The organism is Microbulbifer mixtoriginis (SeqCode), from assembly GCF_052466695.1.
This window is the reverse complement of record NZ_CP174285.1, coordinates 1,420,090-1,442,227: the sequence shown is the minus strand read 5'-3', so window position 1 is coordinate 1,442,227 and position 22,138 is coordinate 1,420,090. Positions and strand designations below refer to the sequence as shown.

At 53.0% G+C, this 22,138-nt stretch carries 20 protein-coding genes; 12 read left to right on the top strand and 8 right to left on the bottom strand.

The annotated features are described in order from the left end of the window. Window positions 1–49: 49 nt before the first annotated feature. From ACJJI0_RS06260 to ACJJI0_RS06235, 6 genes are all read right to left on the bottom strand, one after another. Complete coding sequence (locus tag ACJJI0_RS06260) at window positions 50–1,213, bottom strand: acyl-CoA dehydrogenase family protein (RefSeq protein ID WP_444885152.1); 1,164 nt, start codon at window positions 1,211–1,213, stop codon at window positions 50–52. An 11-nt stretch (window positions 1,214–1,224) separates the two neighbouring features. After that, entirely contained in the window at window positions 1,225–3,249 is a 2,025-nt protein-coding gene (locus ACJJI0_RS06255; RefSeq protein WP_444885151.1) for an acetyl/propionyl/methylcrotonyl-CoA carboxylase subunit alpha, read from the bottom strand. Continuing rightward, complete coding sequence (locus tag ACJJI0_RS06250; protein ID WP_444885150.1) at window positions 3,249–4,052, bottom strand: enoyl-CoA hydratase/isomerase family protein; 804 nt, start codon at window positions 4,050–4,052, stop codon at window positions 3,249–3,251. The genes ACJJI0_RS06255 and ACJJI0_RS06250 overlap by 1 nt, the downstream gene beginning before the upstream one ends. Window positions 4,053–4,061: 9 nt before the next feature. Next, window positions 4,062–5,228, bottom strand: a complete 1,167-nt coding sequence (locus ACJJI0_RS06245; protein WP_444885149.1) for an acyl-CoA dehydrogenase family protein — start codon at window positions 5,226–5,228, stop codon at window positions 4,062–4,064. A gap of 83 nt (window positions 5,229–5,311) precedes the next feature. Next, complete coding sequence (locus tag ACJJI0_RS06240; RefSeq protein ID WP_444885148.1) at window positions 5,312–6,919, bottom strand: acyl-CoA carboxylase subunit beta; 1,608 nt, start codon at window positions 6,917–6,919, stop codon at window positions 5,312–5,314. Next, window positions 6,919–7,812: an SDR family oxidoreductase gene (locus ACJJI0_RS06235; RefSeq protein WP_444885147.1), complete on the bottom strand. Its 894-nt coding sequence runs from the start codon at window positions 7,810–7,812 to the stop codon at window positions 6,919–6,921. The genes ACJJI0_RS06240 and ACJJI0_RS06235 overlap by 1 nt, the downstream gene beginning before the upstream one ends. Window positions 7,813–8,027: 215 nt before the next feature. Between ACJJI0_RS06235 and ACJJI0_RS06230 the strand changes: the two genes are divergently transcribed. Further along, window positions 8,028–8,678: a TetR/AcrR family transcriptional regulator gene (locus ACJJI0_RS06230; RefSeq protein ID WP_444885146.1), complete on the top strand. Its 651-nt coding sequence runs from the start codon at window positions 8,028–8,030 to the stop codon at window positions 8,676–8,678. Between the two features lie 189 nt (window positions 8,679–8,867). Next, window positions 8,868–11,408, top strand: coding sequence for a hypothetical protein (locus ACJJI0_RS06225; protein ID WP_444885145.1), 2,541 nt, complete (start codon window positions 8,868–8,870; stop codon window positions 11,406–11,408). 34 nt (window positions 11,409–11,442) lie between these two features. Here ACJJI0_RS06225 and yciH read toward each other — a convergent pair whose 3' ends face one another. Further along, entirely contained in the window at window positions 11,443–11,766 is a 324-nt protein-coding gene (gene yciH / locus ACJJI0_RS06220) for a stress response translation initiation inhibitor YciH (RefSeq protein WP_252085692.1), read from the bottom strand. Window positions 11,767–11,952: 186 nt separating this feature from the next. On the opposite strand from yciH, the gene ACJJI0_RS06215 reads away from it, so the two are divergent. Continuing rightward, complete coding sequence (locus ACJJI0_RS06215; RefSeq protein WP_252085693.1) at window positions 11,953–12,786, top strand: ion transporter; 834 nt, start codon at window positions 11,953–11,955, stop codon at window positions 12,784–12,786. A gap of 51 nt (window positions 12,787–12,837) precedes the next feature. Here ACJJI0_RS06215 and ACJJI0_RS06210 read toward each other — a convergent pair whose 3' ends face one another. Continuing rightward, on the bottom strand, window positions 12,838–13,302 hold the full coding sequence (locus ACJJI0_RS06210) for a PaaI family thioesterase (protein WP_252085694.1): 465 nt from the start codon (window positions 13,300–13,302) through the stop codon (window positions 12,838–12,840). Window positions 13,303–13,411: 109 nt separating this feature from the next. Between ACJJI0_RS06210 and ACJJI0_RS06205 the strand changes: the two genes are divergently transcribed. The 9 genes from ACJJI0_RS06205 (at window position 13,412) to gad (ending at window position 22,078) form a co-directional block, all read left to right on the top strand. After that, window positions 13,412–14,557, top strand: coding sequence for a serine hydrolase domain-containing protein (locus ACJJI0_RS06205; protein WP_444885144.1), 1,146 nt, complete (start codon window positions 13,412–13,414; stop codon window positions 14,555–14,557). Then, entirely contained in the window at window positions 14,554–14,781 is a 228-nt protein-coding gene (locus ACJJI0_RS06200) for a SlyX family protein (protein WP_444885143.1), read from the top strand. Before ACJJI0_RS06205 ends, ACJJI0_RS06200 begins: the two co-directional genes overlap by 4 nt. A gap of 675 nt (window positions 14,782–15,456) precedes the next feature. Continuing rightward, window positions 15,457–16,104, top strand: coding sequence for a YiaD family glycine zipper/OmpA-like lipoprotein (locus tag ACJJI0_RS06195; protein WP_252085697.1), 648 nt, complete (start codon window positions 15,457–15,459; stop codon window positions 16,102–16,104). A gap of 340 nt (window positions 16,105–16,444) precedes the next feature. Next, window positions 16,445–16,900, top strand: a complete 456-nt coding sequence (locus ACJJI0_RS06190) for a hypothetical protein (RefSeq protein WP_444885142.1) — start codon at window positions 16,445–16,447, stop codon at window positions 16,898–16,900. A gap of 291 nt (window positions 16,901–17,191) precedes the next feature. Next, window positions 17,192–17,752, top strand: a complete 561-nt coding sequence (locus tag ACJJI0_RS06185) for a hypothetical protein (protein ID WP_252085699.1) — start codon at window positions 17,192–17,194, stop codon at window positions 17,750–17,752. 77 nt (window positions 17,753–17,829) lie between these two features. Continuing rightward, window positions 17,830–18,198, top strand: coding sequence for a SpoIIAA family protein (locus tag ACJJI0_RS06180; protein WP_252085700.1), 369 nt, complete (start codon window positions 17,830–17,832; stop codon window positions 18,196–18,198). 35 nt (window positions 18,199–18,233) lie between these two features. Then, window positions 18,234–19,037, top strand: a complete 804-nt coding sequence (locus tag ACJJI0_RS06175) for a class I SAM-dependent methyltransferase (RefSeq protein ID WP_444885141.1) — start codon at window positions 18,234–18,236, stop codon at window positions 19,035–19,037. 135 nt (window positions 19,038–19,172) lie between these two features. After that, the gene (locus ACJJI0_RS06170) at window positions 19,173–20,690 is read left to right on the top strand and encodes an amino acid permease (RefSeq protein WP_444885140.1); all 1,518 of its coding nucleotides are present in this window, start codon (window positions 19,173–19,175) and stop codon (window positions 20,688–20,690) included. A 14-nt stretch (window positions 20,691–20,704) separates the two neighbouring features. Next, complete coding sequence (gene gad, locus ACJJI0_RS06165; RefSeq protein WP_444885139.1) at window positions 20,705–22,078, top strand: glutamate decarboxylase; 1,374 nt, start codon at window positions 20,705–20,707, stop codon at window positions 22,076–22,078. Window positions 22,079–22,138: the final 60 nt, after the last annotated feature.

Sequence of the window (22,138 nt, the reverse complement as noted above, 5' to 3'; positions counted from 1 at the left end):
CGGGACTGAGTTATAAATAGGCTTAGCAAGAGGCTTTTATCCTGCTCCTCTAAATTCCCATCTGCCTGGAAGCCAGATCCCGCATTATTTCTTCAGATCCGCCACCAATCGCATTCACCCGCACTTCACGATAGATACGCTCAATCCGACTGCCACGCATATAGCCTGCGCCACCTAACACCTGCATCGCTTCCCGGGCGCAGAATTCAAGGGTTTCTGTGGCTTGGACTTTGAGTAGAGCGATATCGGCTACCTTGAGCTGATGCTGTTGCTCCGCCCAGGCGCAGAGGTCCAGATAGGCTTGGGTGGCATTGATGCGTTGAAGCATCTGGGCAAACTTGTGTCGAATCACCTGGTGATTGGCGAGGCGCTTTCCGAAAGTTTGGCGCTCTTGGGCCCACTCAATGGCATCTTGCAAACAGACCCGGCTGAATTCTACACAAGAGGCGGCAATGCCCAGGCGCTCGCGATTGAAGTTGTGCACTATGGGTAAGAAACCTTGGTTCTCACCGCCAATTAGATTGCTCGCGGGCACGCGCACCTGATCAAAAAAGATACTGGCCGTATCAGAGCACCACCAGCCCTGCTTTTTATCGAGTAGCTGCCGGCTAACGCCTTCGGCATCCGCAGGGATTAAGAGCAGGGAGATACCGCCGAAGCCTTCTTCACCAGTGCGCACGGCAGCAGTAAACCAGTTAGCGCGCATGCCGCCGGTGATATAGGTCTTTTCGCCGGTAACGATATAGTCATCCCCATCACGCTCTGCGCGGCACTGGAGATTGGCTACATCGGAGCCTGCGCCGGGTTCGGTAATTGCCAGGGAAATATGCTTATCACCACGTAATACCGAGGGAATAACCTGATCTTTTAGGGCCTCACTGCCATAGTGCAGTAATGGGGGCAGGGCAATGCCGTGGACCATCAGGCTGGCGTAGAGGCCACCAGCGCCGGGGCGGGCTAACTCCTCTGCGGCAACAATCATATGGAAGACATCGGTTTCGATGCCGCCGTAGTTTTCCGGATAACTCATCTGCAGAAGGCCAACTTCCGCCGCTTTTTTCCAAAGCTCGGCGGGCAGTTGGCCGTCTTCGTCCCATTGAGTGATGTAGGGAGTAATCTCACGGTCGACAAAGCGGCGCAACTGGGTGCGCCATTCCTGATGGCCTTCGTCATAAAAGGGGCTTGCCATACGGGAGGCATCAATATCGTACATTTTGATCTCCTTTAGGAAGTAGCGTCACTGGGAATTTTGGCGGTTTCCGTGGGAGCAGCTTCGATTTGAACTAACAGCTGGCCACCGCGTACCTGGTCTCCTTCACAGGCGCCCAGTTTAATTACGGTACCGTCGCGGTCTGCGCGCAGAGCGTGCTCCATTTTCATGGCTTCCATTAAGGCGATAGTGTCTCCCCGCTGAACGCTTTGATTGGGCTCAACCAATACCTGCACCAGGCAACCGTCCATAGGAGCCGTGATGCGGCCACTGCCTTCGTTAAGGCTCGATTTGGCGGGGGCGTGGGTGATATCGACAAAATGAAATTGCCTGCCGTCTAACAGGAGATGCAGATTGCTTGGGTTGGCTAGGAACAATCTCTTTTGGCTAACGCCATCCAGCAGGAGTTCAGCACTGTAAAGTCCACTTTCTTTTTGTGATTTCTCAAAATGGACCCACTGAATCAGGAACTGCTGTTCGCCTACCAAGATTTGGTAAGAATGATCTACTAACACCAGCAGCTCACAGTTTAGGGTTTGTCCTGAAATTTCCAATCGATAGTTGATTGGCACACTGTTGTCGCCACTGCGCCAGTCGCTGCGGCCGCTACGCCGATCTTGAGGGTTGGCTTGGTGCAAGTGATTCAGTAATGCGGCTTGGGCTGCAATTACTGCTGGAACTGGTTCTGCGGATGTCAGTGTACTGTTTTGGTCGAGAAAACTGGTATCGGCATCGCCAGCGATAAACTGTGATTCGGCCAGGATCTTCTGCAGGAAATGGATATTGTTTTTGGGGCCGATAAATTCCAGCTGGCTTAGGGCTTGGGTTAGCTTGCGCCGAGCTTCTTCTCGATTCTGCCCCCAGGCAATTAATTTGCCGAGCATGGGGTCGTAAAATGGCGTAATTTCGCAGCCACTTTTCAAGGCGTGGTCGATACGGATTCCTTGTCCCTTTGGCGCCTTCCAGTGGAGCACTTTTCCGGCCTGGGGTAGGAATTGTTGTTCCGGGTCTTCGGCATACAGGCGGACTTCAATGGCGTGGCCATGCTGGGTGACTTGCTGCTGGGAAACGCATAGGGCTTCGCCGCGTGCTACTGCCAGTTGCCAAGCTACCAGGTCAAAACCGGTTACCATTTCTGTTACCGGGTGCTCTACTTGCAACCGGGTGTTCATTTCCAGGAAATAGAATTCGCCGTTGGGGCAGAGTAGAAACTCTACGGTGCCCGCGCCTAGATAACCGCAGGCTCGCGCGGCGTCGACTGCGGCTTGCCCCATTCTTTCCCGCAGCTGGGTGTCGACCGCAGGGGAAGGGCACTCTTCGACCACTTTTTGATGGCGTCGTTGTACGGAGCAATCTCGCTCCCCCAGGTGAATACAGTTGCCATGACGATCCGCAAATACCTGAATTTCGATATGGCGAGCGTTGACCAGTGCCTTTTCCAGAATTAATTCGTCGCTGCCGAATGCACTCATGGATTCACTGCGGGCGGCGCGCAACTGGGAGGCCAGTTCGCTGTCTCCGTGAGCCAGGCGCATGCCGCGCCCACCACCGCCTGCGGCGGCTTTGATCATTAACGGGAAGCCAATGCGCCGCGCCTCGGCGATCAGGGTGTCGTCGTCCTGGGCACCCTGGAAGCCGGGAATACAGGGTACGCCGGCAGCGGCAACAAACTCCTTGGCTTTGCGTTTGTTGCCCATTAGTTCTATGACTTCGGCACTCGGCCCAACAAAACGCAGTCCATTTTCTTCGCAGGCGCTGGCAAATTCCGCATTCTCAGCGAGAAAGCCGTAGCCGGGGTGGACGGCGGTGGCTCCGGATTTTTTAGCCGCGTCGAGAATTTTCTGGATATCCAGATAGGACTCCGCCGAAGTCTGCCCTCCAATGGCGACGGCGATATCGGCAGTCTGTGCGTGAAGTGCATCGCAGTCTGCATCGCTGTAGACGGCGACCGTGCGATAGCCCTCCGCCCGGGCAGTACGCATAATTCGCAGTGCGATCTCGCCGCGGTTGGCGATTAACAGGGTCTCTGTTGTCGACATCAGTGCTGCCACTCCGGTGATCGTTTTTCCAGAAATGCACGGGCGCCTTCGCGCCCTTCATGGCCTTGAATTGCGCGGGAAAACTGTTGTGCGGCGCCGTCGAGTAGTTGGCCGAGTGCAGTTTCATCACTCACCCGTGCTGCATCCAGCAAGATCTGCTTGGTCGTTGCCAGGGCGCCGGGAGCGCAGGCATTGATCGCACCCAGGTGTTCCTGCAGCGCGCCTTCGAGGGCTTCGGAATTATCGAGTAGCTGATGGATTAACCCAATTTCCAAGGCCTGCTGTGCGTTGACTTTTGCTCCGCTGAGGGCCAGGCGTCGGGCCTGGGAGAGGCCGACCCGTGCCACGACAAAGGGAGCAATTTGTGCAGGCGGTAAACCCAGGCGGGTTTCCGGCAGGGCAAAGCGGCAACTGCGATCGGCGATGGCAATATCGGCACTGCAAGCGAGCCCGAAACCACCGCCCATTACGGCACCTTCCAATACCGCAATGACTACCAGGGGAGTGCGATTAAATCGCTCCATCAATTCGCCGAAGCGGCGGTTGAGGTGGAAGAACGCATCGCTATTACCATTACTCGCGCCCTGCTGAGCATTGAGCATATCGGCAATATCACCACCGGCGCAGAAATGGTGTTCTGCGCCCCGCAGCACCAGTGCTCGCACCTGCGGATCTTCTTCCGCTTCTGCGAGCTTTTGCAGAAGCTCATCTACCATTTGCAAACTGATGGCGTTGCGCTGTTGTGGCCGGTTTAGCGTGAGGTGGCAGGCGATGCCGATGGTTTCATCAATGATTGTCTGCATGGCCTGACCTTATGCGTTGGGTTTACGCTTGCCGGGCAGTATGCCCATCAGCTTACAGATAATGCCGAGCATTACTTCATCGGCGCCGCCGCCGATAGCGGTGAGGCGGCTATCCCGATAAGCGCGGTTGATAACGGTTTCCTCGATATAGCCCATGCCACCCCAGAACTGCAGGCACTGATCGGGGATAGAGCGGGACAGGCGGCCAGCCTTGAGCTTGGCCATTGAAGCAAGGGTAGTGACATCTTCACCAGCTACATAAGCTTCCACCGCACGCCAGGTTAATGAGCGCAGGCACTCCACTTCGGTCTGCATTTCCGCGAGGGCAAAGTGAATGGTTTGATTGTCGATCAATGGTGCTTTAAAGGCCTGACGTTCGCGCACATAGTCGATGGTGGTACTTACGCAGTTCTCCAGTCCTTTTAAGTTCAGCGCGGCGCCGGCGAGGCGCTCTTCCTGGAATTGCAGCATTTGCAACAGGAAACCGGCACCTTCATCGCCAATACGGAAATGTTTGGGTACCCGCACATTGTCAAAAAAGATAGGGGCGGTTTCTGATGAGCGCATGCCCAGTTTGTCGAGCTTTTCGCCGATGCGTACCCCTGGCGTTTTTGCCGGAATAATGATCAGGGATTTGTTGCTATGGGCTTTGCCCTCACTGGTATTCACCAGGGTGCAGAAAAAGTCTGCGCAGGGGGCGTTGGTGATCCACATCTTGCTGCCGTTGATCACATAGTCGTCGCCATCGCTTTTGGCAGTGGTTTTAATTGAGGCAACATCGGAACCGGCGCCGGGTTCGGATACGGCGATTGCGCCGATCATCTCTCCGTTCACGGCGGGAATCAGGAACTGCTCTTTGAGATCCTGGCTGCCGAAGTTGGCTAGGGCAGGGGTACACATGGAAGTCTGTACCGAAATCGACAGAGGCACGCCGCCACAGTGGGCACCACCCAGCTCCTCCAGGAAAACGGTTTCATAACTGAAGTCGAGACCTAGGCCACCGAAGTCTGTGGACTTGCTGATACCTAGCAGGCCCAGACCGGCCAGTTGTTGGAAAATTTCGCGGATGGGAAAGCGGCCGGCCTTTTCCCATTCGGCCACGTTGGGATTGATTTCCTGCTGTACAAAGTTTTGTACGGTGCGCTGCAGTTCCCGGTGTTGATCGCTAAATATCATTATTATTTTCCCTGCCTTGAAGTGTGAACCCGGTGATGGTGTAAATGAGCAACTGCACTTCCTTGTTGCCCAGTTTTTTCGAATTAAAACCTAGCTACGCCAAAGGTATTTTTGTTGAGTTTGCTCTGTTCGGCCTCATTGCAAACTTCTAACAACATACCTAAAAGTTTGCGCGTATCGCGGGGATCGATAATGCCGTCATCCCAGAGGCGCGCACTGCAGGCGAGAGCATCGGAATTGCCCTGCATAAATGCGCTGGTGTCGTTTTCCAATTTGTCTAATACCGCCTCATTCACATTGCCGCTGCGTTGCATTTTTTGCTCGGTGACGATGCGCATTACCTTGCCGGCTTGGGCTGCGCCCATAACGGCGGTGCGGGAATTGGGCCAGGCAAAAATAAAGCGGGGATCGAATCCGCGACCGCACATGGCGTAGTTGCCGGCCCCATAGGAGCCGCCTACGACAATGCTGAGTTTTGGTACGCTGGCATTGGCCACGGCCTGAATCATTTTGGCGCCGTGCTTGATGATGCCGTTGCTCTCCACCTCGGTACCCACCATAAACCCGGTGGTGTTATGCAAAAACAGCAGTGGCGTGCCACTCTGTTCGCACAACTGAATAAACTGCGCGGCCTTGTTGGCGCCCTTGGGGGTGATCGGGCCGTTATTCCCAATAATTCCCACAGGGAAGCCTTCGATACGAATATGGCCGCACACGGTTTGTCGATCGAATTCCGGCTTGAAATCCAGCATGGCGGAGCCGTCGGCGATACGAGCCAGTATTTCGCGCACGTCGTAAGGCTTTTTACTGTCTGCTGGAATCAGGCCGAGCAGGTCATCGATAGGGTGCAGTGGGTCCCGGTAATCTTTATCTACTGAGTTTTTAATGGGTGAGGGTAGGGCGGCAACAATCTCTCTTGCTATGCGAATACCATCGGCGTCGTTCTCTGCTAAGTAATCGCCACTGCCGGACTCGGTACAGTGCATTTCCGCTCCGCCGAGGCTTTCCGCATCGGCAATTTCACCGGTGGCAGCTTTCAGCAGCGGCGGCCCAGCCAGGTACATGCCGGTTTGCCCGCGCACCATAACGACATAATCTGACAGGCCCGGCTGGTAGGCGCCGCCGGCAGTAGCGCCGCCGTGTACCACAGTAACTTGCGGAATACCGGCGGCGGACATTCGCGCCTGGTTGGCAAAACCCCGCCCACCGGGAGCAAAAGTGTCGCTGGCGTACATCAGGTTGGCGCCACCACTTTGCGCCAGAGTGACTACCGGCAAATGATTTTCCAGAGCGATCCGCTGCATTCTCAGGGCTTTATCCATCCCGGCTGGTGAGATGGTGCCGCCTTTTACGGCATAGTTATCAACCCGAACCATACAGCGTCGACCACTGATTTGACCGATGCCGCAAATGGCACCGCCACCCGCACCGGTACCGTCCTGGTCGTCAAACAATTTATAGCCGGCGAGGGAGCACAGTTCAACAAAAGGGGCGCCGGGGTCGAGGAGCAAATTGAGGCGCTCCCGTGGCAGCAGCCAGCCCCGTTCACGATAGCGGGCCGCCTTACTTTTTTCAGCTTGAACCGGGCGTTGCTCAGCTTCACGAAACTGGTTGATCTGCTCCAGCATGGCAGCCTGGTTGTCATTGAATTCTGCCGAGCGGTTGTCGAGCTGGGAATCAATCGGCTGCATTAGAGCTTGCCCTCCGCTTCCAACTCTTCCACAACTTGCGGCCGGCGTTTGCGATGGAATCCGTTAAAGCGTTTAGAGTTGTTCGCGGCTTGTGGCTGCCAAAGAGGAGAGTGGTGTTTGAGGCTGGAGCCACCATCGATACGCAGGGTTTGCCCGGTAATATAGTTGGCCGCATCGGAAAGTAGGAAGCACACGGCCCCGCTAACTTCCGCTTCTTCTCCCAATCGGTAGAGGGGAATGCTGTCGCGGAAGCCCGGTAGTAGCTCGCGCAGGAATTTGGGGTCGTAAGTATCAAAACCGCTGGAAAGAATATAGCCTGGCGCCACAGCATTAACTCGAACCCCAAAAGGTGCCCACTCTAAGGCGGAAGTTTCGGTAATATTTTCCATGCCTGCTCGAGCGGCACCGGAATGGCCCATCATTGGCATACCGCCGGCGTTATCTGCGGTGATATTTACGATACTGCCGCCGTGCTGTTTCATAGATTGAACAAAAACTTCTCGGGACATTAAAAAGCCACCGAGCAGGTTACTGCGTACAACAGCATCGAACCCTTTTGTGTTGATCTGCTCAAGGGGGGAGGGGAACTGGCCACCGGCATTGTTCACCAACCCATGAATCTGGCCTTGGGCCTGGACAATTTGCCCAACCGTTTCCTGAACACCCTCTTCATCGCGAATATCCAGGCTGAACAAACTGCACTCGCCACCATCGTTATTGATTTCACCGGCTACCCTTTCCAGCTTGTCCAGTTTGCGCCCAATCAATACAACATGGGCGCCGAGGCTGGCCAGTTCGTGGGCGATACAGCGGCCAATACCACTGCCGCCGCCGGTGACGATATAGGTTTGCTCGCTAAAGCTGCCTGAGCGCAGCTGGCTTTGATAGCGCATGAAAGTTTCCTTTTCTTGGGCCTTTAAGGCCTATTCAGTTTTTATTGTTCTTGTTGGCGCTTGCGCCTGCGTGTGGGAAAACGCAGAATAGCTTAACGCTACCAAGCAAGCGCTTGGTATTCAAGGGTTGGCGCCTTTTTGATTGTGTGATTGTTAGGTTGCCGATTAGTCTGCAAAACAAAGCAAAAAAGAAAGCAAAGAATTGGGAGTGTTTCGTGCAAGAGGGCGCACAAGTGGTGGTAGAGGTGCAAGGTGCTATGTCGCCACAGCAACTTATTGGAACCCTGGTAAAGGCAGGAGAGCTTACAGACCCGGCCTCCCCGCGGGGGCGTTTGCTCAATGCTGCCGCGCGCCTGTTTGAGCAAAAGGGCTTTTCACGTACTACTGTGCGAGACCTGGCGGCGGAAGTGGGCATTCTGTCTGGCAGTATTTTTCATCACTTCTCCAGCAAAGAGCAGATTCTCTGCGAGGTGATGAAAGAGGTAACTATTTTCGCCAGTGCTCGTATGCGTAGTGCGGTGGAGCAGGCCGCGTCACCTCAGGAAAGACTGCGGGCCTGTATTCAGTCTGAGCTTGAGGCGATTCACGAGCGTGCGGTGCCGGGCTTTTCCATCTTGGTAATGGAGTGGCGTAGTCTGTCAGATAAAAGCCAGAAAGAGGTGTTGTTGCTGCGCGATGAGTACGAGCAAATATGGCTGGATGCGATCAATTCCGCCCGTTGCCCAGGTGGGGATGCCACAGTGGTGCGCCGACTTATGGTTGGTGCATTGAGCCATACCTACAGCTGGTTTAAAGCTAGGGAAAATGGATTGACCATTCCCGAGCTCGCCGATCGGACCTATCAAATCTTCGCGCCCAAATCCTAAGCGTTAACAATACGAGGTACTGGCAAGGTGCCGATAAAACTGTGCACTTTGCCACCTTTCCTGCCAATTTCTCTCTTTTGAAGAGTTTCCTGAGAACTGGTGCGCACCTGTTTTTCTCCGAATCTTTTACCCTGCGCGCAAGATGATAAGAATGTGACAATAAGTGTCACTTGGTGACAGGAGAAGGGAATGGCGGGCCAGGATTTATACCAGGTGGTTTCCACGGGAAGGACACTCCACGCCAAAGAAGCAGGGGCTGTGACTCGGGATATTGCCAAACTATTTTCGGTTCCAGAGGCCCAGGCTCGCAGATTACTGTTAAAAGGCTGGGTGATTAAAGACAGCCTGGCATCGTCACAGGCCCTGGAGTACAGGGCCAAGCTGCACAAGATCGGTCTTCGTGCCGAGGTTTGTCCTGCGGGAAAGTTCGATAACCAACAGCTGATTGCAAAAATCAAAGTGGCCCAACGGCGCAAGGCCAATGCAGCAGAAAAGATACCGACAAGTACGGCCTCGAGAGATGCATCCAAGGCTGGGACTGCACGAGAGCAAGAGGTAGAGAAACCGCTTTCGGTGAGCAATACCAAAGGAAGCGTTGCCCCCCCTCTGGATTCCGAAAAGATCAAACCCCAGGCAACAGAGCCTGAAGCCAATGAAAAGAGGCCGCTCTTCGGCAATAGAAAAGCGCAGCTGGCTACAATGGGTTGGCGAGTGCTTTTCGGATTACTCCCTGCTTTAACGGTACCTACAATTTTTATCGGCTTGGCAGCTCTGTGTCTCTATGCTGCCGGTGCACTGCTCTGGCAAACACCCTTGGCAGTTTGGCAGGGGGAGTTAACTGGTGGCACTTTACTCATCAGTCTAGGGGGGGCGGCAGTCTTTATTTTTTTATTGTTGCTGGTCGCTTTGCCTTATTTTTGCTTCCCTCGAGAAATGCGTCCAAGGCCTGGCGAAGTCCCTCTGAAGCAAGCGGACAACAAAGATTTATTGCCCTTACTTGAGCAATTGTCTAGTGCAACAAAACTGCCCAGGGTGCAGGGGCTGATAGTCAGCCCAGACGCTCGTATTTATTGCGAGCCCAGGTTTTCTGAGGTGATGCGTCAGCAATTGCGGTTAAACCTGGGCCTGGCCAGTGTGGCTTCCCTTAGTGGCCGCGATACCCTGGCGTTAGTGGCACGCAGCCTTGGCCTTTATCAGGGAAAACTCAATGGGCTATTGGCCTGGCTGGTGTTAGATGGCGTTAGGCGCTTGGAGCTGATGCAGTGGGCACTGGAAAATGATCGAAGTGTGTTGTACCGAAGCGGGGAACCGGGTCCGCTGAAATCCTTGCATCAATTACTGGCAACTTGTGGCCACTTTCTGTTGCCATTGATCGAGCGGCTAGAAAATCTGCACCGTATTGTCACTCGGGGTAGCGCACGTTATCTGGAATGCCGGGCTGATCTCTGGGCTGCCGACTTGATTGGCAGTGGGGCTTTTGCCGAATTTGCCGGGAGCTGGCATCGCCTGGTGCATGCCGACCTAATGGTTGCCGAGACTGCCCGCGAGGCCTCGGCAGTGGGACAGTGCTTTGAGAACATCCCTGCCGCTGTAGCCTGGACACTGAACAATCTGGATGAGGAAACCAGTAATACCATTGAGCTTGCAATGGCTCAGGCCAGTGATCCCTGGGATGTTTTTGAGGCGGCGGATCTACAGCGTATTGAGGTGGTTCAAAAGCGCAATATTAGTGGGCGTCTACAACGGGAGCTTGGCTGCACGGAGCTTTTTGCCGATTTTCCCAAGTTGGCCAGTGAGGTCAGCGGGGAGGCTGGCGCGTCGGACTGTCAGGTTGTGGAGAATCGCCGATTACTTTGTGCCAGTCGCGAAGCGGAGGAGGCGTTACAGATCCTGGATGTTTATTTTAACCGTCTGCCGCCGCTCAACCTGCTGCCACTATGCAGGCCTGCGACTCAGGAAATGCAGGCGATGGATTTACAGGCCAGTATCAATTGGCTAAGGAGCAAGCTCATTGAGCTGCGTGAACTCCGAGAACAACGTGAGAGCACACGTCAGCTTATGGTGTCGGTGCAACTTGGCGCGGCGCTGATTCGGGCCAAGGTGCGTATCGAGCCACAGGAATACTCTCTGAATAGCGCAAGCCTCGCAGCGGCGCAGGAAGCATCGGCGTTAAAGCGATCTGAGTTGGAGGAAATCGAGCGTCAGCTGCAGAAGATCTACTCGGTGTTTTACCAACGGTTGTGTTTGGCTTTAGTCGCTATGCCGGCACGGGAGCGCCAGCAGGCAAGGGGAATGCTTAGCCAGTTGGCTGCCTACGACGCTTTGGCTACACACCTTGAGCGCCTTGCGGGGTACAGCACCAGTCTCTCTGTATTCTCACGCCGCTTATCCCCAGGTCTTGCCGAGCGGGAATTGGTACAGAAATACCTGGCCCTCTCTGCTCGGGAGCTGGATGCGACCTTTGCCACAGTGGAGTCTTCTGAGCTATTAAAAGCCCAGGGTTTGGATAGCGCACTTTGTATCAAGGCAAAACGCGAGCCATTGCAACAGCTACCGCAGCGCCACCAGGAGGCGTTGGCCGTGGTGCATACTATGGAGTCCCGCTGTAACTATGTAAGTACGGTAATTCTGGAGCGCTATCAAATCCAGCTGGCGGCCCTGCTGCAACGTTGTCTGCATAGAGAAGGGCAGCTGGAAGTGAATCCTTTACGTCTCCTGCAAGCGGTTTAGTGCCTGTTGGTATTCAATGAGTTGTCGCCAGGCTCTATCCGCCGGCAAGCTTCACTTTATAGTTTTTGGATTCCAATAACGCTTTGATTTCCGCGCGCTTGTCGCCCTGGATTTCGATCACACCGTCTTTCAGGGCACCACCGCAGCCACAGCGTTTTTTCAATTCCGCCAGTAGTAACTTTAGCTCACCATCGGTGCCGTCCACGCCACGCACACAGGTAACCCCTTTGCCCTTGCGCCCTTTAGTCTCTCTTTGGATGCGCACAATCCCATCACCCTGGTGACGCTTCTCTGCTGCGGGCTCTTCTTTGATACGACCGCGGTCGGTGGAATAAACGAGACGGTTCTCCTTGGCCATGGTTGGGCGCTCTCCAAAAAATTGTTGCACAGGGTAACTGGGGCGCGATTGTGCCCGAGGCGTGGGGGAAGTCAAAGAGGTCGCGGCTGAATATCTGGATGAGAATGGAATAGGGGGCGACCCACCAGCCCCCAGCAGGTAAAATTTGAGCGCAAATCCTTGGTAGCTGGTAGAAGAGGTTGATCCATGGCGTTGACTGGACGTCGCAAACTGCTCAATGAAGTGATCTTTGGCACCGAGACGCCCGCAGGGCGCAACTTTGATGTGTTTTTGATCTGGGCAATTTTAATTAGTGTGGGACTGGTACTGCTGGCTTCAATTGGACCAATAGCTGACCGCTACGGCACGCTCCTGATCACATTGGAATGGCTTTTTACCGGGCTGTTTACCCTGGAATATGCCGCCCGTATCTATTGTTCAGTAAACAGGCGCAAGTATATTTTCAGTTTCTACGGTGTTGTTGATCTGCTGGCAATTCTGCCCAGCTATCTGGCTCTTCTGTATACCGGTGCAACCTACCTGTTGGTAATCCGTTTGCTGCGGGTGTTGAGAATCTTCAGGATATTGAAGCTGGTGCGTTATTTACAGGATGCCAACCTGCTACTGCGGGCCCTGGGTTTGGCTCGGCGAAAGATCCTGGTGTTTTATTCCAGCGTACTAGTGATGTGCGTCATCTTCGGCTCATTGATGTTTGTGGTAGAGGGGCCGGAAAATGGATTTACCAGCATCCCCACCAGTGTTTACTGGGCCATTGTAACGATTACCACGGTTGGCTACGGGGATATCTCTCCGCATACGCCACTGGGTCAGGCGATAGCGGCCATGACCATGTTGATTGGTTATTCAATTATCGCTGTACCCACCGGAATTTTGACTGCAGAGCTGGCCGGTGAGATGCATCGCGAACGCAAGCATCACCGCTGCAACAACTGTGGGCGCAGTGTCCATGATCCAGATGCTGAGTTTTGCAAGTTTTGTGGTTACCGGCTCGAGCCGTCTTTACAAGTGGAAGAGGTTTGATTTGATTGCGGGTGCCTCACAGAGGCTCCCGCTAACCCTAATTTTTGCGGATTACCATTCGTCGGGTACACGTACCGCGACTACGTCGGCCTTAGCGCAGAGGCGCCCGTCACTGCTGAGTTCACAGTGCAGGATAGTTTTCTTGGGGCCGCGCTCGACAATGGTGGCTTCTAAGAGTACTGGTTGATCAATAGCGGCGGGAGCCAGGTATTTTATGTCCAGCTTGCCGGTGGCGAACCAGATCTTGTCTCCGCTACCCACCTTGCGGCCAGCCTGCAGATAGCCATCGGCGATAGCGGTACACACAGTGTGGCAATCGATGACTGTGGCGATAATGCCACCGTTCAAATATTGAGCGGGCCCTGCATTGTGGTAAGGGCTGGGAGTGAATAGACAGCGGGACTTATCCGGCTCTACCCAATAGCTTTTAATACGCAGGCCTTGATCATTGTCCGGCCCGCAGCCAAAACAGTGGTTGCCTTGAATCTGATCCTGAATGGCGATTTGCTCAGTCATAACTATCCCTCGCTGTGGACGCGCATAGTAACGATTTGCGCCAGGGAGGGGAAGAAACTAACCTTGCGGACCTGCAATAGAGTTACCCAAATTATTTGGACCTAGATACATGGAAATATACGGCTTTTGCGCCCCCGGTTTTGAAGCCCTTTTAGAGGCTTTCGCAAAGAATTTTCGCGAGTGTGGAGATACCGGTGCCGCCTTCGCGGTGCGCCAGCATGGCGAGTTGATCTGCTCCCTGTGGGCGGGCAGCGCCGATCGGGATGGGGAGCAACCCTTTACCGAAGAGACTCTGGTCAATGTGTTTTCATCCAGCAAAGGTGTACTGGCACTGCTAGCTATGCAGCAAGTACAGGTTGGCAAACTGGATCTGGATCGCCCGGTTGCAGACTATTGGCCGGAATTTGCACAGCACAAAGAATCTGTCACCGCGCGACAATTACTTAGCCATCGCAGTGGTTTGGTCGCTTTTCGCGAGCGGGTTAAAGACAACCTTATTTACGATTGGCAAGCGGCCTGCGATGCGGTTGCCGAAACAGCCCCCTGGTGGGAGCCGGGTAGTGAACAGGGATATGCGCCTTTTCTCTACGGCTGGAGCCTGGGCGGCCTGATCGAACGGGTTGCTGAAAAACCTCTGTTGGAACTTTATCGGGAAATGCTAGCCAAACCCCTCAATCTCGATGGTGGCTTTGGTGCGCTGGGGCATAGTTCAAGCCGAATTGCCGATGTGAGCCCATTGAAACAGTCATTGCCGGAGTTGCGTGAGAATGCTATTGGCCGGGCAATTAAAGAGGATCGCAAAGGTCCCGTGGCCATGGCGTTTAGCAACCCCGTTAGCTTGATGATGGGCACCAATAGCCCCGAGTGGCGCGGTGCCCTGATTCCTGCAGCCAATGGCCATTTCAGTGCGCGGGATCTTGCCGCAGTTTACGGAGACCTGGCGGGGGGAAATCCAATTACCCTGGGGCAAAAATGGGTCGATGAGGCTTCCCGAGAGCAGAGCCGTGGGCGGGATAAAGTATTGCAGGCCGAGGTGAGTTTTGGCTGTGGCTTTATCCGTAGTACTCAGGCGGCCGATCTGCGTTTTGGTGGAAAGCAAGGTTTTGGTCACCCTGGTGCTGGGGGTAGCGTCGGCTTTGCCGATCCGGAGCAGGGACTGGGGGTGGGTTATATCACTACACGACTGGGACAGAGCCTGTTTATGGATCGGCGCGCAGTTAGCTTGGTTGAGACTCTGTACGGATTATTGAAATGACAGAAGACGTTTTAAAGCTGATGGAGCGAATTGACGAGCTGGAGACTCGCTTGGCTTTTCAGGAAGATACGATTTCTCAATTGAATGATGTCATTGCGCGCCAAGATGCGGATATTCGCTCTGTAGTAGCAAGAATGCGTGAGCTTGGAGAGAAGTACAGCGCGCTGACCTTTGAAATGCAGGCTGGCGGCAAACAAGTTGATGAAAAGCCCCCTCATTACTGAGGAACATTAAAAGTAGGGCAATAAAGTAGGCGGGCACGCCACTTGATTGCCTTAATAATATGCTGGCGCAGAAATACAAATTTGCCGACTTTGATGAAATTTATGTCGACAGGCATCGCCAAAATTTATTGAAAATAACTCGATGTCACTTCGGCGCTGCCTTAAGTATTAAAGCGTCTAAAAAAGTTTGTATTGTATCGTCTTTGCTATTGACAAACTTTTCCACACTCAATAGTGGGCTAACTGGCGCTCTAGTATTTATCGGCCCAGCTGGTACATAATTTCTTGCGTCGCCTATAACTTGTTGTTTTTAAAGAGAAAACTAGAGAGTTTAAAAAATAAACAAATCGCTGTAAGCGAGAGTCAATGCCGCCTGGCGGGGACCTTCGTTTATTAATGCACAAAGTTATCCACAGAAGCTGTGGAAGAAGTTTGCAGCGTTTACTTTTTGTGCAGCAACTTAGTGCGAAAGTGCCGCAAGCTGGAAATTCGATGCTTGCAATGGGGACTGGTCAATAGAACTGGTAATGGCTTCGCCGTAATCTTCACATAATTTGGTTGGGTTGATTCAGCCGCCGGTCAGCTTTTAGCTGGATAATGCCGGCACTGTGATGGAGCACTGGGTTCAGTGCGTCCCGATACCCATTTATTAAAAGTGCGTTAGGAGAACCAATAATGAAACATTGGGTAGCAATTCTCGCTATGGGCTCACTGGTAGGCTGTTCCACCCTGGATCCCTACACCGGTGAAAGCAAAACCAGTAATGCCGCCAAGGGGGCCGGAATAGGCGCCGTAGCGGGTGCTATTGTCGGCGTGGCAACAGCGAGTAAGAAAGACCGCAAGAAGGGAGCTCTGACTGGTGCTCTGGGCGGTGCCGCGATTGGTGGCGGTATCGGTTACTACATGGATCGCCAGGAAATGGCTTTGCGCCAGCGTCTGGAAGGCAGTGGTGTACGAGTCCAACGTGAAGGGGACAACATTCGCCTGATCATGCCGGGCAACATCACTTTTGGTTCCAATCGCTCAGATATTCGCACGGATTTTTATGACACGCTCGAATCCGTAACGGTAGTTTTGCAGGAGTTTAATAAGACCGCCATCCGCGTGAGTGGCCATACCGACAGTACTGGTTCCGACGTGTATAACCAGTCCCTGAGTGAACAGCGGGCTAACTCTGTGGCGAGCTTCTTCAGCCATAACGGCGTTTCTTCCGGCCGCGTACAGGCTGTTGGTTATGGTGAGCGCTATCCGCTGGCCAGCAATAGTTCTGAGTCTGGCCGTCAAGCCAACCGTCGTGTTGAGTTGGAGTTACTGCCTCTGTAAACACTTTGTGCAGCGTATAAACGGCTGCACTGTCAATCACTGCGTCTCGATAACCCCAAGCCCAGGTGGAAGTCTTGTACGCAGTGAAGTTACTTTTCTTTTTCCGCTAATAAAATTCCAGTTGAAACCTTTCTCTCTGTATAAATTCTCTCCTTTCGATTTCTATTAGGCACTGAGTTGCACAAGGTTCTAGCGGACACCCCGGACGTTTTTTGCACCCATATAAGTTTTGCTCCGACAAATGATTCCGGTGCATAGCTGAAGGTTAAAAAACCCGGCGATTGGCTGGTTGGCTGTGCTATCTCTACATCTACTAATAAGTAAATAGTGGAGCAAAGCCGTGAGTCATCGCCTGTTCAAATGGAAATCCATATGGGTCTTTGCCTTGGTGCTAGTGGCCATCCAGGTTTTTGCCTGGCAGGAGCAAATGGCGGAATCCAGCACTAACCTGGAGGTCCGATTTGGCGCGGCTGCCGTAGTGGCACAGGTGGAGGTCATAGGTATTCACCGGGATGTAGACAGCGCGCTGTCGGAGCCGGGTGTCACGGCGATTTCAGGTTATGTCTATTCCGCGGTGCCAGGCCAGGTCTGGAAAGGTATTGTGGCGGACCAAATTACCTTTCGCCTGGGATTGGAATATTGCGACAAGAAGCTTGAAAAGGGCGAGCGCTATCTGATTTTTGCCAGGCTCGATAGCTACGGCAGGTTGCAGTTGCAGAGCTGTGATTCCGCGGTTGTTGAATCGGAGGCTGAGGCACTGTTGGCTGAGCTCAATGAATTCAGCTCCCAAGGCTGATTTCTCCAAAAGGCCACACTCATTAGAATATTCGGTTGTAAGTCGCGGGCCAGTTACAGCAATCCAGACTCTTCTGTGTAACCCCCGTGCCTTGAAGAACCCTCATGCCGGGTTATTCTTATCATTATTGGCGCCACCTTCTTTGGCCGATTGAAGTTGAACTTCCTTTGCTTCGGCGTCAAGAGGCTGCAAGGCCAGCGATTATCGCGCGGAAGTAGGTTCCCAGAACCCTGGGGGCTGGCCAAGCAAGAGCGCAATTCTTGTAACTGCCTGGGGTCGAGAGGTCGATATATGAAGAAGCTATTGATTCCACTGATCATCCTGCTGCTGATCATCGGATATTTTATGTCGCGTAGCGGCGAACATAAGGCCAAGGAAGCCTACGATTCGATGAACACTCCCAATAGTGAGCAGATGAATGACAGTTCCAAGCCACCTGGCAGCGGAAGTGATTCAACTACTCCCAATAGTACTACCACGCCACCAGACGGTATGGGTAACCCCGATGCACAGATGCCACAGGGCTCTGGGCAGACAGATCCAACACCGCCTGGGGGGAGTGGCTCCAGCAGTGGGGAAGGCCCGGATACTATGGGGGCTGGATCGACAGGGGATGCTGGGGATGTTGGCGCCGAGGGTGCTCTTCGTGGGCGTCCTGGTGAGCCTGGCGCAGAAGGGGACTCTGCAGATACGCCTAATGCAGATTCAGATACCCCAGCGGGCAGCGTAGCGGAAGATGCCGCCAATGAGGCCCAGAAAGCTGTGGAAGGTGCAGACAATATGGATAGCACTACACCGGATGGCGATAGTGAGATGGATCAGGGCGTGGACAACAACGAAGACCAGCCCTAGTAAAAGGATTATTAGATACTCAGTTAATAAGGAGATATTGCGGGCCACCTATTGAGGCGGCCCGCAACCTGTGCAAAATGATCGAACATAAATGGCTACAGGGACATACCGTTTTACAGGTTCGGCCGCGTGGAAAATTTACCGCAGAGGATTTTCATCAGCTGGCAGAAAAAATAGATCCGATTATTCGCGAGCAGGGCAGGATAGAGGGTTTACTGATTGACGCTGAAGATTTTGCCGGCTGGGAAAATTTTGTCGCGATGGTCTCGCATTTTCGCTTCGTACATAATCACGAGAAGCATATCCAGAGGATTGCGGTGGTGTCAGACAATCCGGTTCTGAAATTTATGCCGCACCTGGTTTGCCATTTTATCAGTGCGGAGGTTCGGCCTTTCCCCCTTAATGATTATCCTGAAGCCCTGGCATGGTTAAAAAATCCGGGTTAGCATCGCGCACCGTTTAACTGTTATATGGAGTGCCGGTGAGCCCAGTCTTGGCCATTATTGCGACGACTTCCGCAGACCTGCCCAACGCCCAGGAATTATCCAGTCAACTCAACCTTCCCTGTTTGGGTGTTACTTCCCCCACCGAAATTAATGAGGTTCCCCAAGTATTAGCTTGTGGAGAGCAGTTGCAACTCTGTGCGACCGGGCGCAAAGCACCGGGGCCAGTTTCTGTTGATTTCGTTGGTGGGGCTTTGGCGCACCGACGCAAATATGGTGGGGGTAAAGCCCAGCCGGTTGCCAAGGCCGTGGGTTTGCGCCCTGGTTTTTACCCTCGCGTATTGGATGCCACTGCCGGGTTGGGCCGTGATGCTTTTGTGTTGGCGACCCTGGGCTGCGAAGTGAAGATGCTTGAGCGCAATCCGGTTGTACGCTTGCTCCTTCAGGATGGTTTGCGGCGATTGCAGGAGGCTGCCACTGCCGACCCGGAATTGGCCGCCATTGCTGGGCTTTTATCACTGGCCGATGATGTTACACCGGCCGCAGACTGGTTGGCCCAGCAGGCTGAGGAATCTTGGCCGGTTGTTTATCTAGACCCCATGTTCCCGCCCCGGGGCAAAAGTGCCAAGGTAAAAAAAGAGATGGTGGCTTTTCATCATCTGGTTGGAGAGGACCTGGACGCGGATGATCTGCTAGAGCCAGCGCTCAGGGCCTGTTATTACCGCACCGTGGTCAAACGTCCCAAGCTGGCACCATATCTTGCAAATAAAAAGCCAATGCTTTCTTTTGAAGGGAAGTCAGGGCGTTTCGATATTTACACCAAGCACGGTGTGCCGGGGTAATAGGCGGATTTTAAATAGAGTTGGTATCTACTAGTATTTTTGGATTTTCTACATCTTAAGTCATTGCCTAACTTATCTACACTGGCAGATAGTCATTCGCTAAGTACCTAATCCGATAGAGTGGGGGGGGTAGCTGTGAGGCGTAACATCGACGAATCGCAGCGGCCAGATATATCCAACCGTAAAATATTCTCTGCCAGCGCTCTAGGCTTTCTCACCGCGGCAACGATCGTAACCAGCCTTCGCAATTTGCCCATGATGGCGCAGGAGGAGATGACGATGTTTTTCTACATCGGCATTTCCGCTCTTTTATTTTTGATTCCGGCAGGACTGGTGGCAGCCGAACTGGGCAGTGCTTTCTCCGACCGCACCGGCGGTGTTTATACCTGGGTGGGGGAGGCTTTTACGCCCAAGATGGGTTTTGTCGCTATTTGGTTGCAATGGGTGGAGTGTGTGGTCTGGTATCCCACCGAGTTGGGGTTTGCCGCAGCCGCTATTGCTTATGCGCTCGGAGAGCAGAATCTCGCCAGTAATACCTACTATATCGGCGGCTTCTGTATCGTTGCCTACCTTATCGCCACTGCTGTCGCCCTTTCCGGAACCAAGTTTCTGGTGGTAGTCACCAAGTATGGATTCCTGGTGGGCACACTAATGCCTTGTTTGATTCTTATTGCTTTGGCAGTGGGCTGGGTGGTGATGGGAAACCCCTTGGGCTGGGAAACCGCTACCGACCCGGCTGTAGCCGTAAGGGAAGATGGGCAAGTACATCCGCGCTGGTTTCCCCATATTACCGGCCTCGGTGCAGTAGCCTTTCTTGGAGGGATACTGCTCTCTTTCGCTGGAATTGAGGCCCAGGCCAGCCATGTCTCAGAAATGCCCAACGCCCGCCGTGGTTATCCGGTTGTTATTGGTATTGCCGCTGCCGTTTCTTTTCTGATCTTTACGCTTGGGGCGCTCGCCATTTCTGCCATCCTTCCCTATCAACAGATATCTATAGAGACGGGGTTATTCACAGCGTTTGGTCAGGGGTTTTCCCAGTTGCTGGGTATTGGTTGGCCGGTTCAGATTCTGGCGGGATTGATTGCTTACGGTGCCCTCGGGGGAGCCCTGGCTTGGTTGGCCGGTCCCAGCAGAGGGCTATTGGCCACCGCCCAGGATGGCATGCTGCCCCCCTGGTTTCAGCGGGAAAATGCTCGCGGCGTACAGAAAAATATCCTTTACGCCCAATGCTTGATTGTCTTGCTCATCTCATCGATTTATATCCTGGTGGATAATGTGTCGACCGCCTTTGTTTTGATCTCGGTTATGGCGATAAGCCTGTATATCATTATGTACTTAATGATGTTTGCTGCGGTTATTCGTTTGCGCTACACCCAGCCAGACCTTCCCAGGGGTTTTAAAATTCCCGGTGGAATCACCGGCGTTTGGATTACTGCAGGCACTGGCATGGCCGCAGTTTCTTTTGCGCTGTTGGTGTCCTTTTTTCCTCCTCAGCAGCTGTCAGTGAGTGACCCCAGACTGTATGTAGCTTTGGTCTTTTCCGGGATTGTTATTACGGTGACTATTCCGCTATTTATTTTCTACTGGCGTAAGCCTTCCTGGCGTAAAGAGGGTGGGCATAAGCAGCAATCTTTTTCAGACATTAACGAGTGACAAGGAGGTCGGTCGTGAAGCAAAAGTCGCCATTCGATATGTTTTTCGATGAATACAATGAGGATATCCCTGAGGATCATTTCCCCAAGGGGAGTATCTCTGCGCATGCGGCGGAAGCGATTGTTACCAGTGAGACCTGGTCTGATGCCAAGCCGGCCATGAATCTTTCTTCTTTTGTCACTACATTTACCGAGCCAGAAGCTTTCGATGTCGCTAAAAAACATTACCTGAAAAATTATATCGACCACGATATGTATCCGCAGTTATTTGCTATGGAAGCGCGTATGGTGCGCTGGCTGCATCAACTGTGGAATGGGCCTAAAGGAGTGGAGCCCTATGGTGCTGCAACTATAGGATCCTCTGAGGCCTGTATGTTGGCGGGATTGGCCCATAAATGGAACTGGCGCAAAAAGAGAGAGAAGGCCGGCAGGGATGCTTCCAAGCCAAACCTGGTTACCGGGGCCAATGTTCAAATTGTCTGGGAAAAATTTATGCGCTATTTCGATGTGGAATCGCGCATAGCAGCCCTAAAGCCCGGGCATTACCGCTTTAATAGCGAACATCTGGATGATCTGGTAGACGAAAATACCATCGCGGTGGTGGCGATTGCCGGGCAGACTTTCACAGGAGAAGACGACGCTTTTCGCGCTATCCATAACTGGTTAGACCGCTACCAGCAGAAAACAGGTCATGATATCCCAATGCATATTGATGGCGCCTCTGGAGGATTTGTAAACCCGTTTTTATACCCTAACTATCAATGGGATTTTCGCCTGCCGCGGGTGAAATCTATTAATGCGTCGGGGCATAAGTTTGGCTTGGTGCCACCGGGGCTAGGCTGGGTGATTTTTCGAGAGCGTTCCGTTTTTGATGAAGATCTGATGTTTTATGTCAATTACCTGGGTGGAGAGATGCCCACGGCAACTTTGAACTTCAGCCGGAATGCATCACCGGTTGCCTATCAATACTACAACTTTATTCGTCTCGGTTTCGAAGGTTATAGAGATATTATGCAGCACACTTTGGCGAATGCGCAGCAATTACGCCATCGTCTGGTAGAAAGCGGCTACTTCGAAATTATGAATAAAACCCAGCGTATTCCTGTAGTGTCGATGACCCTGAATTCTAAATATACCAATTTCAATGAATACGATATATCTGACAAGGTACGTGAACGCGGCTGGGTATTATCCGCCTATTCAATGCCGCCTAATGCTCAATCGGTAAATTGCTTGCGTATTGTAGTGCGCCCACACCTTAATCTGAATGCGATTGAAGGCCTTGCTGACGATATTATCCATGCGTGTGAGTGGCTAGAGCAGCATGGGGGTAATGCCACTCCACCAAAATTGCATGATCCTCATAAGGTAGCGGCGAGTAAGTGTTAAGAATTTGAGATACCTCTGTAATGATTATTTAAATAATCGATGAGTAAAAAAGTAGAGCGA

What these genes read in the sequence shown, in the direction of transcription:
- ACJJI0_RS06260 (WP_444885152.1), bottom strand. Translation starts at nt 1,213, where the DNA reads ATGTACGATATTGATGCCTCCCGTATGGCAAGCCCCTTTTATGACGAA.
- ACJJI0_RS06255 (WP_444885151.1), bottom strand. Translation starts at nt 3,249, where the DNA reads ATGTCGACAACAGAGACCCTGTTAATCGCCAACCGCGGCGAGATCGCA.
- ACJJI0_RS06250 (WP_444885150.1), bottom strand. Translation starts at nt 4,052, where the DNA reads ATGCAGACAATCATTGATGAAACCATCGGCATCGCCTGCCACCTCACG.
- ACJJI0_RS06245 (WP_444885149.1), bottom strand. Translation starts at nt 5,228, where the DNA reads ATGATATTTAGCGATCAACACCGGGAACTGCAGCGCACCGTACAAAAC.
- ACJJI0_RS06240 (WP_444885148.1), bottom strand. Translation starts at nt 6,919, where the DNA reads ATGCAGCCGATTGATTCCCAGCTCGACAACCGCTCGGCAGAATTCAAT.
- ACJJI0_RS06235 (WP_444885147.1), bottom strand. Translation starts at nt 7,812, where the DNA reads ATGCGCTATCAAAGCCAGCTGCGCTCAGGCAGCTTTAGCGAGCAAACC.
- ACJJI0_RS06225 (WP_444885145.1), top strand. Translation starts at nt 8,868, where the DNA reads ATGGCGGGCCAGGATTTATACCAGGTGGTTTCCACGGGAAGGACACTC.
- yciH (WP_252085692.1), bottom strand. Translation starts at nt 11,766, where the DNA reads ATGGCCAAGGAGAACCGTCTCGTTTATTCCACCGACCGCGGTCGTATC.
- ACJJI0_RS06215 (WP_252085693.1), top strand. Translation starts at nt 11,953, where the DNA reads ATGGCGTTGACTGGACGTCGCAAACTGCTCAATGAAGTGATCTTTGGC.
- ACJJI0_RS06210 (WP_252085694.1), bottom strand. Translation starts at nt 13,302, where the DNA reads ATGACTGAGCAAATCGCCATTCAGGATCAGATTCAAGGCAACCACTGT.
- ACJJI0_RS06205 (WP_444885144.1), top strand. Translation starts at nt 13,412, where the DNA reads ATGGAAATATACGGCTTTTGCGCCCCCGGTTTTGAAGCCCTTTTAGAG.
- ACJJI0_RS06200 (WP_444885143.1), top strand. Translation starts at nt 14,554, where the DNA reads ATGACAGAAGACGTTTTAAAGCTGATGGAGCGAATTGACGAGCTGGAG.
- ACJJI0_RS06195 (WP_252085697.1), top strand. Translation starts at nt 15,457, where the DNA reads ATGAAACATTGGGTAGCAATTCTCGCTATGGGCTCACTGGTAGGCTGT.
- ACJJI0_RS06185 (WP_252085699.1), top strand. Translation starts at nt 17,192, where the DNA reads ATGAAGAAGCTATTGATTCCACTGATCATCCTGCTGCTGATCATCGGA.
- ACJJI0_RS06180 (WP_252085700.1), top strand. Translation starts at nt 17,830, where the DNA reads ATGATCGAACATAAATGGCTACAGGGACATACCGTTTTACAGGTTCGG.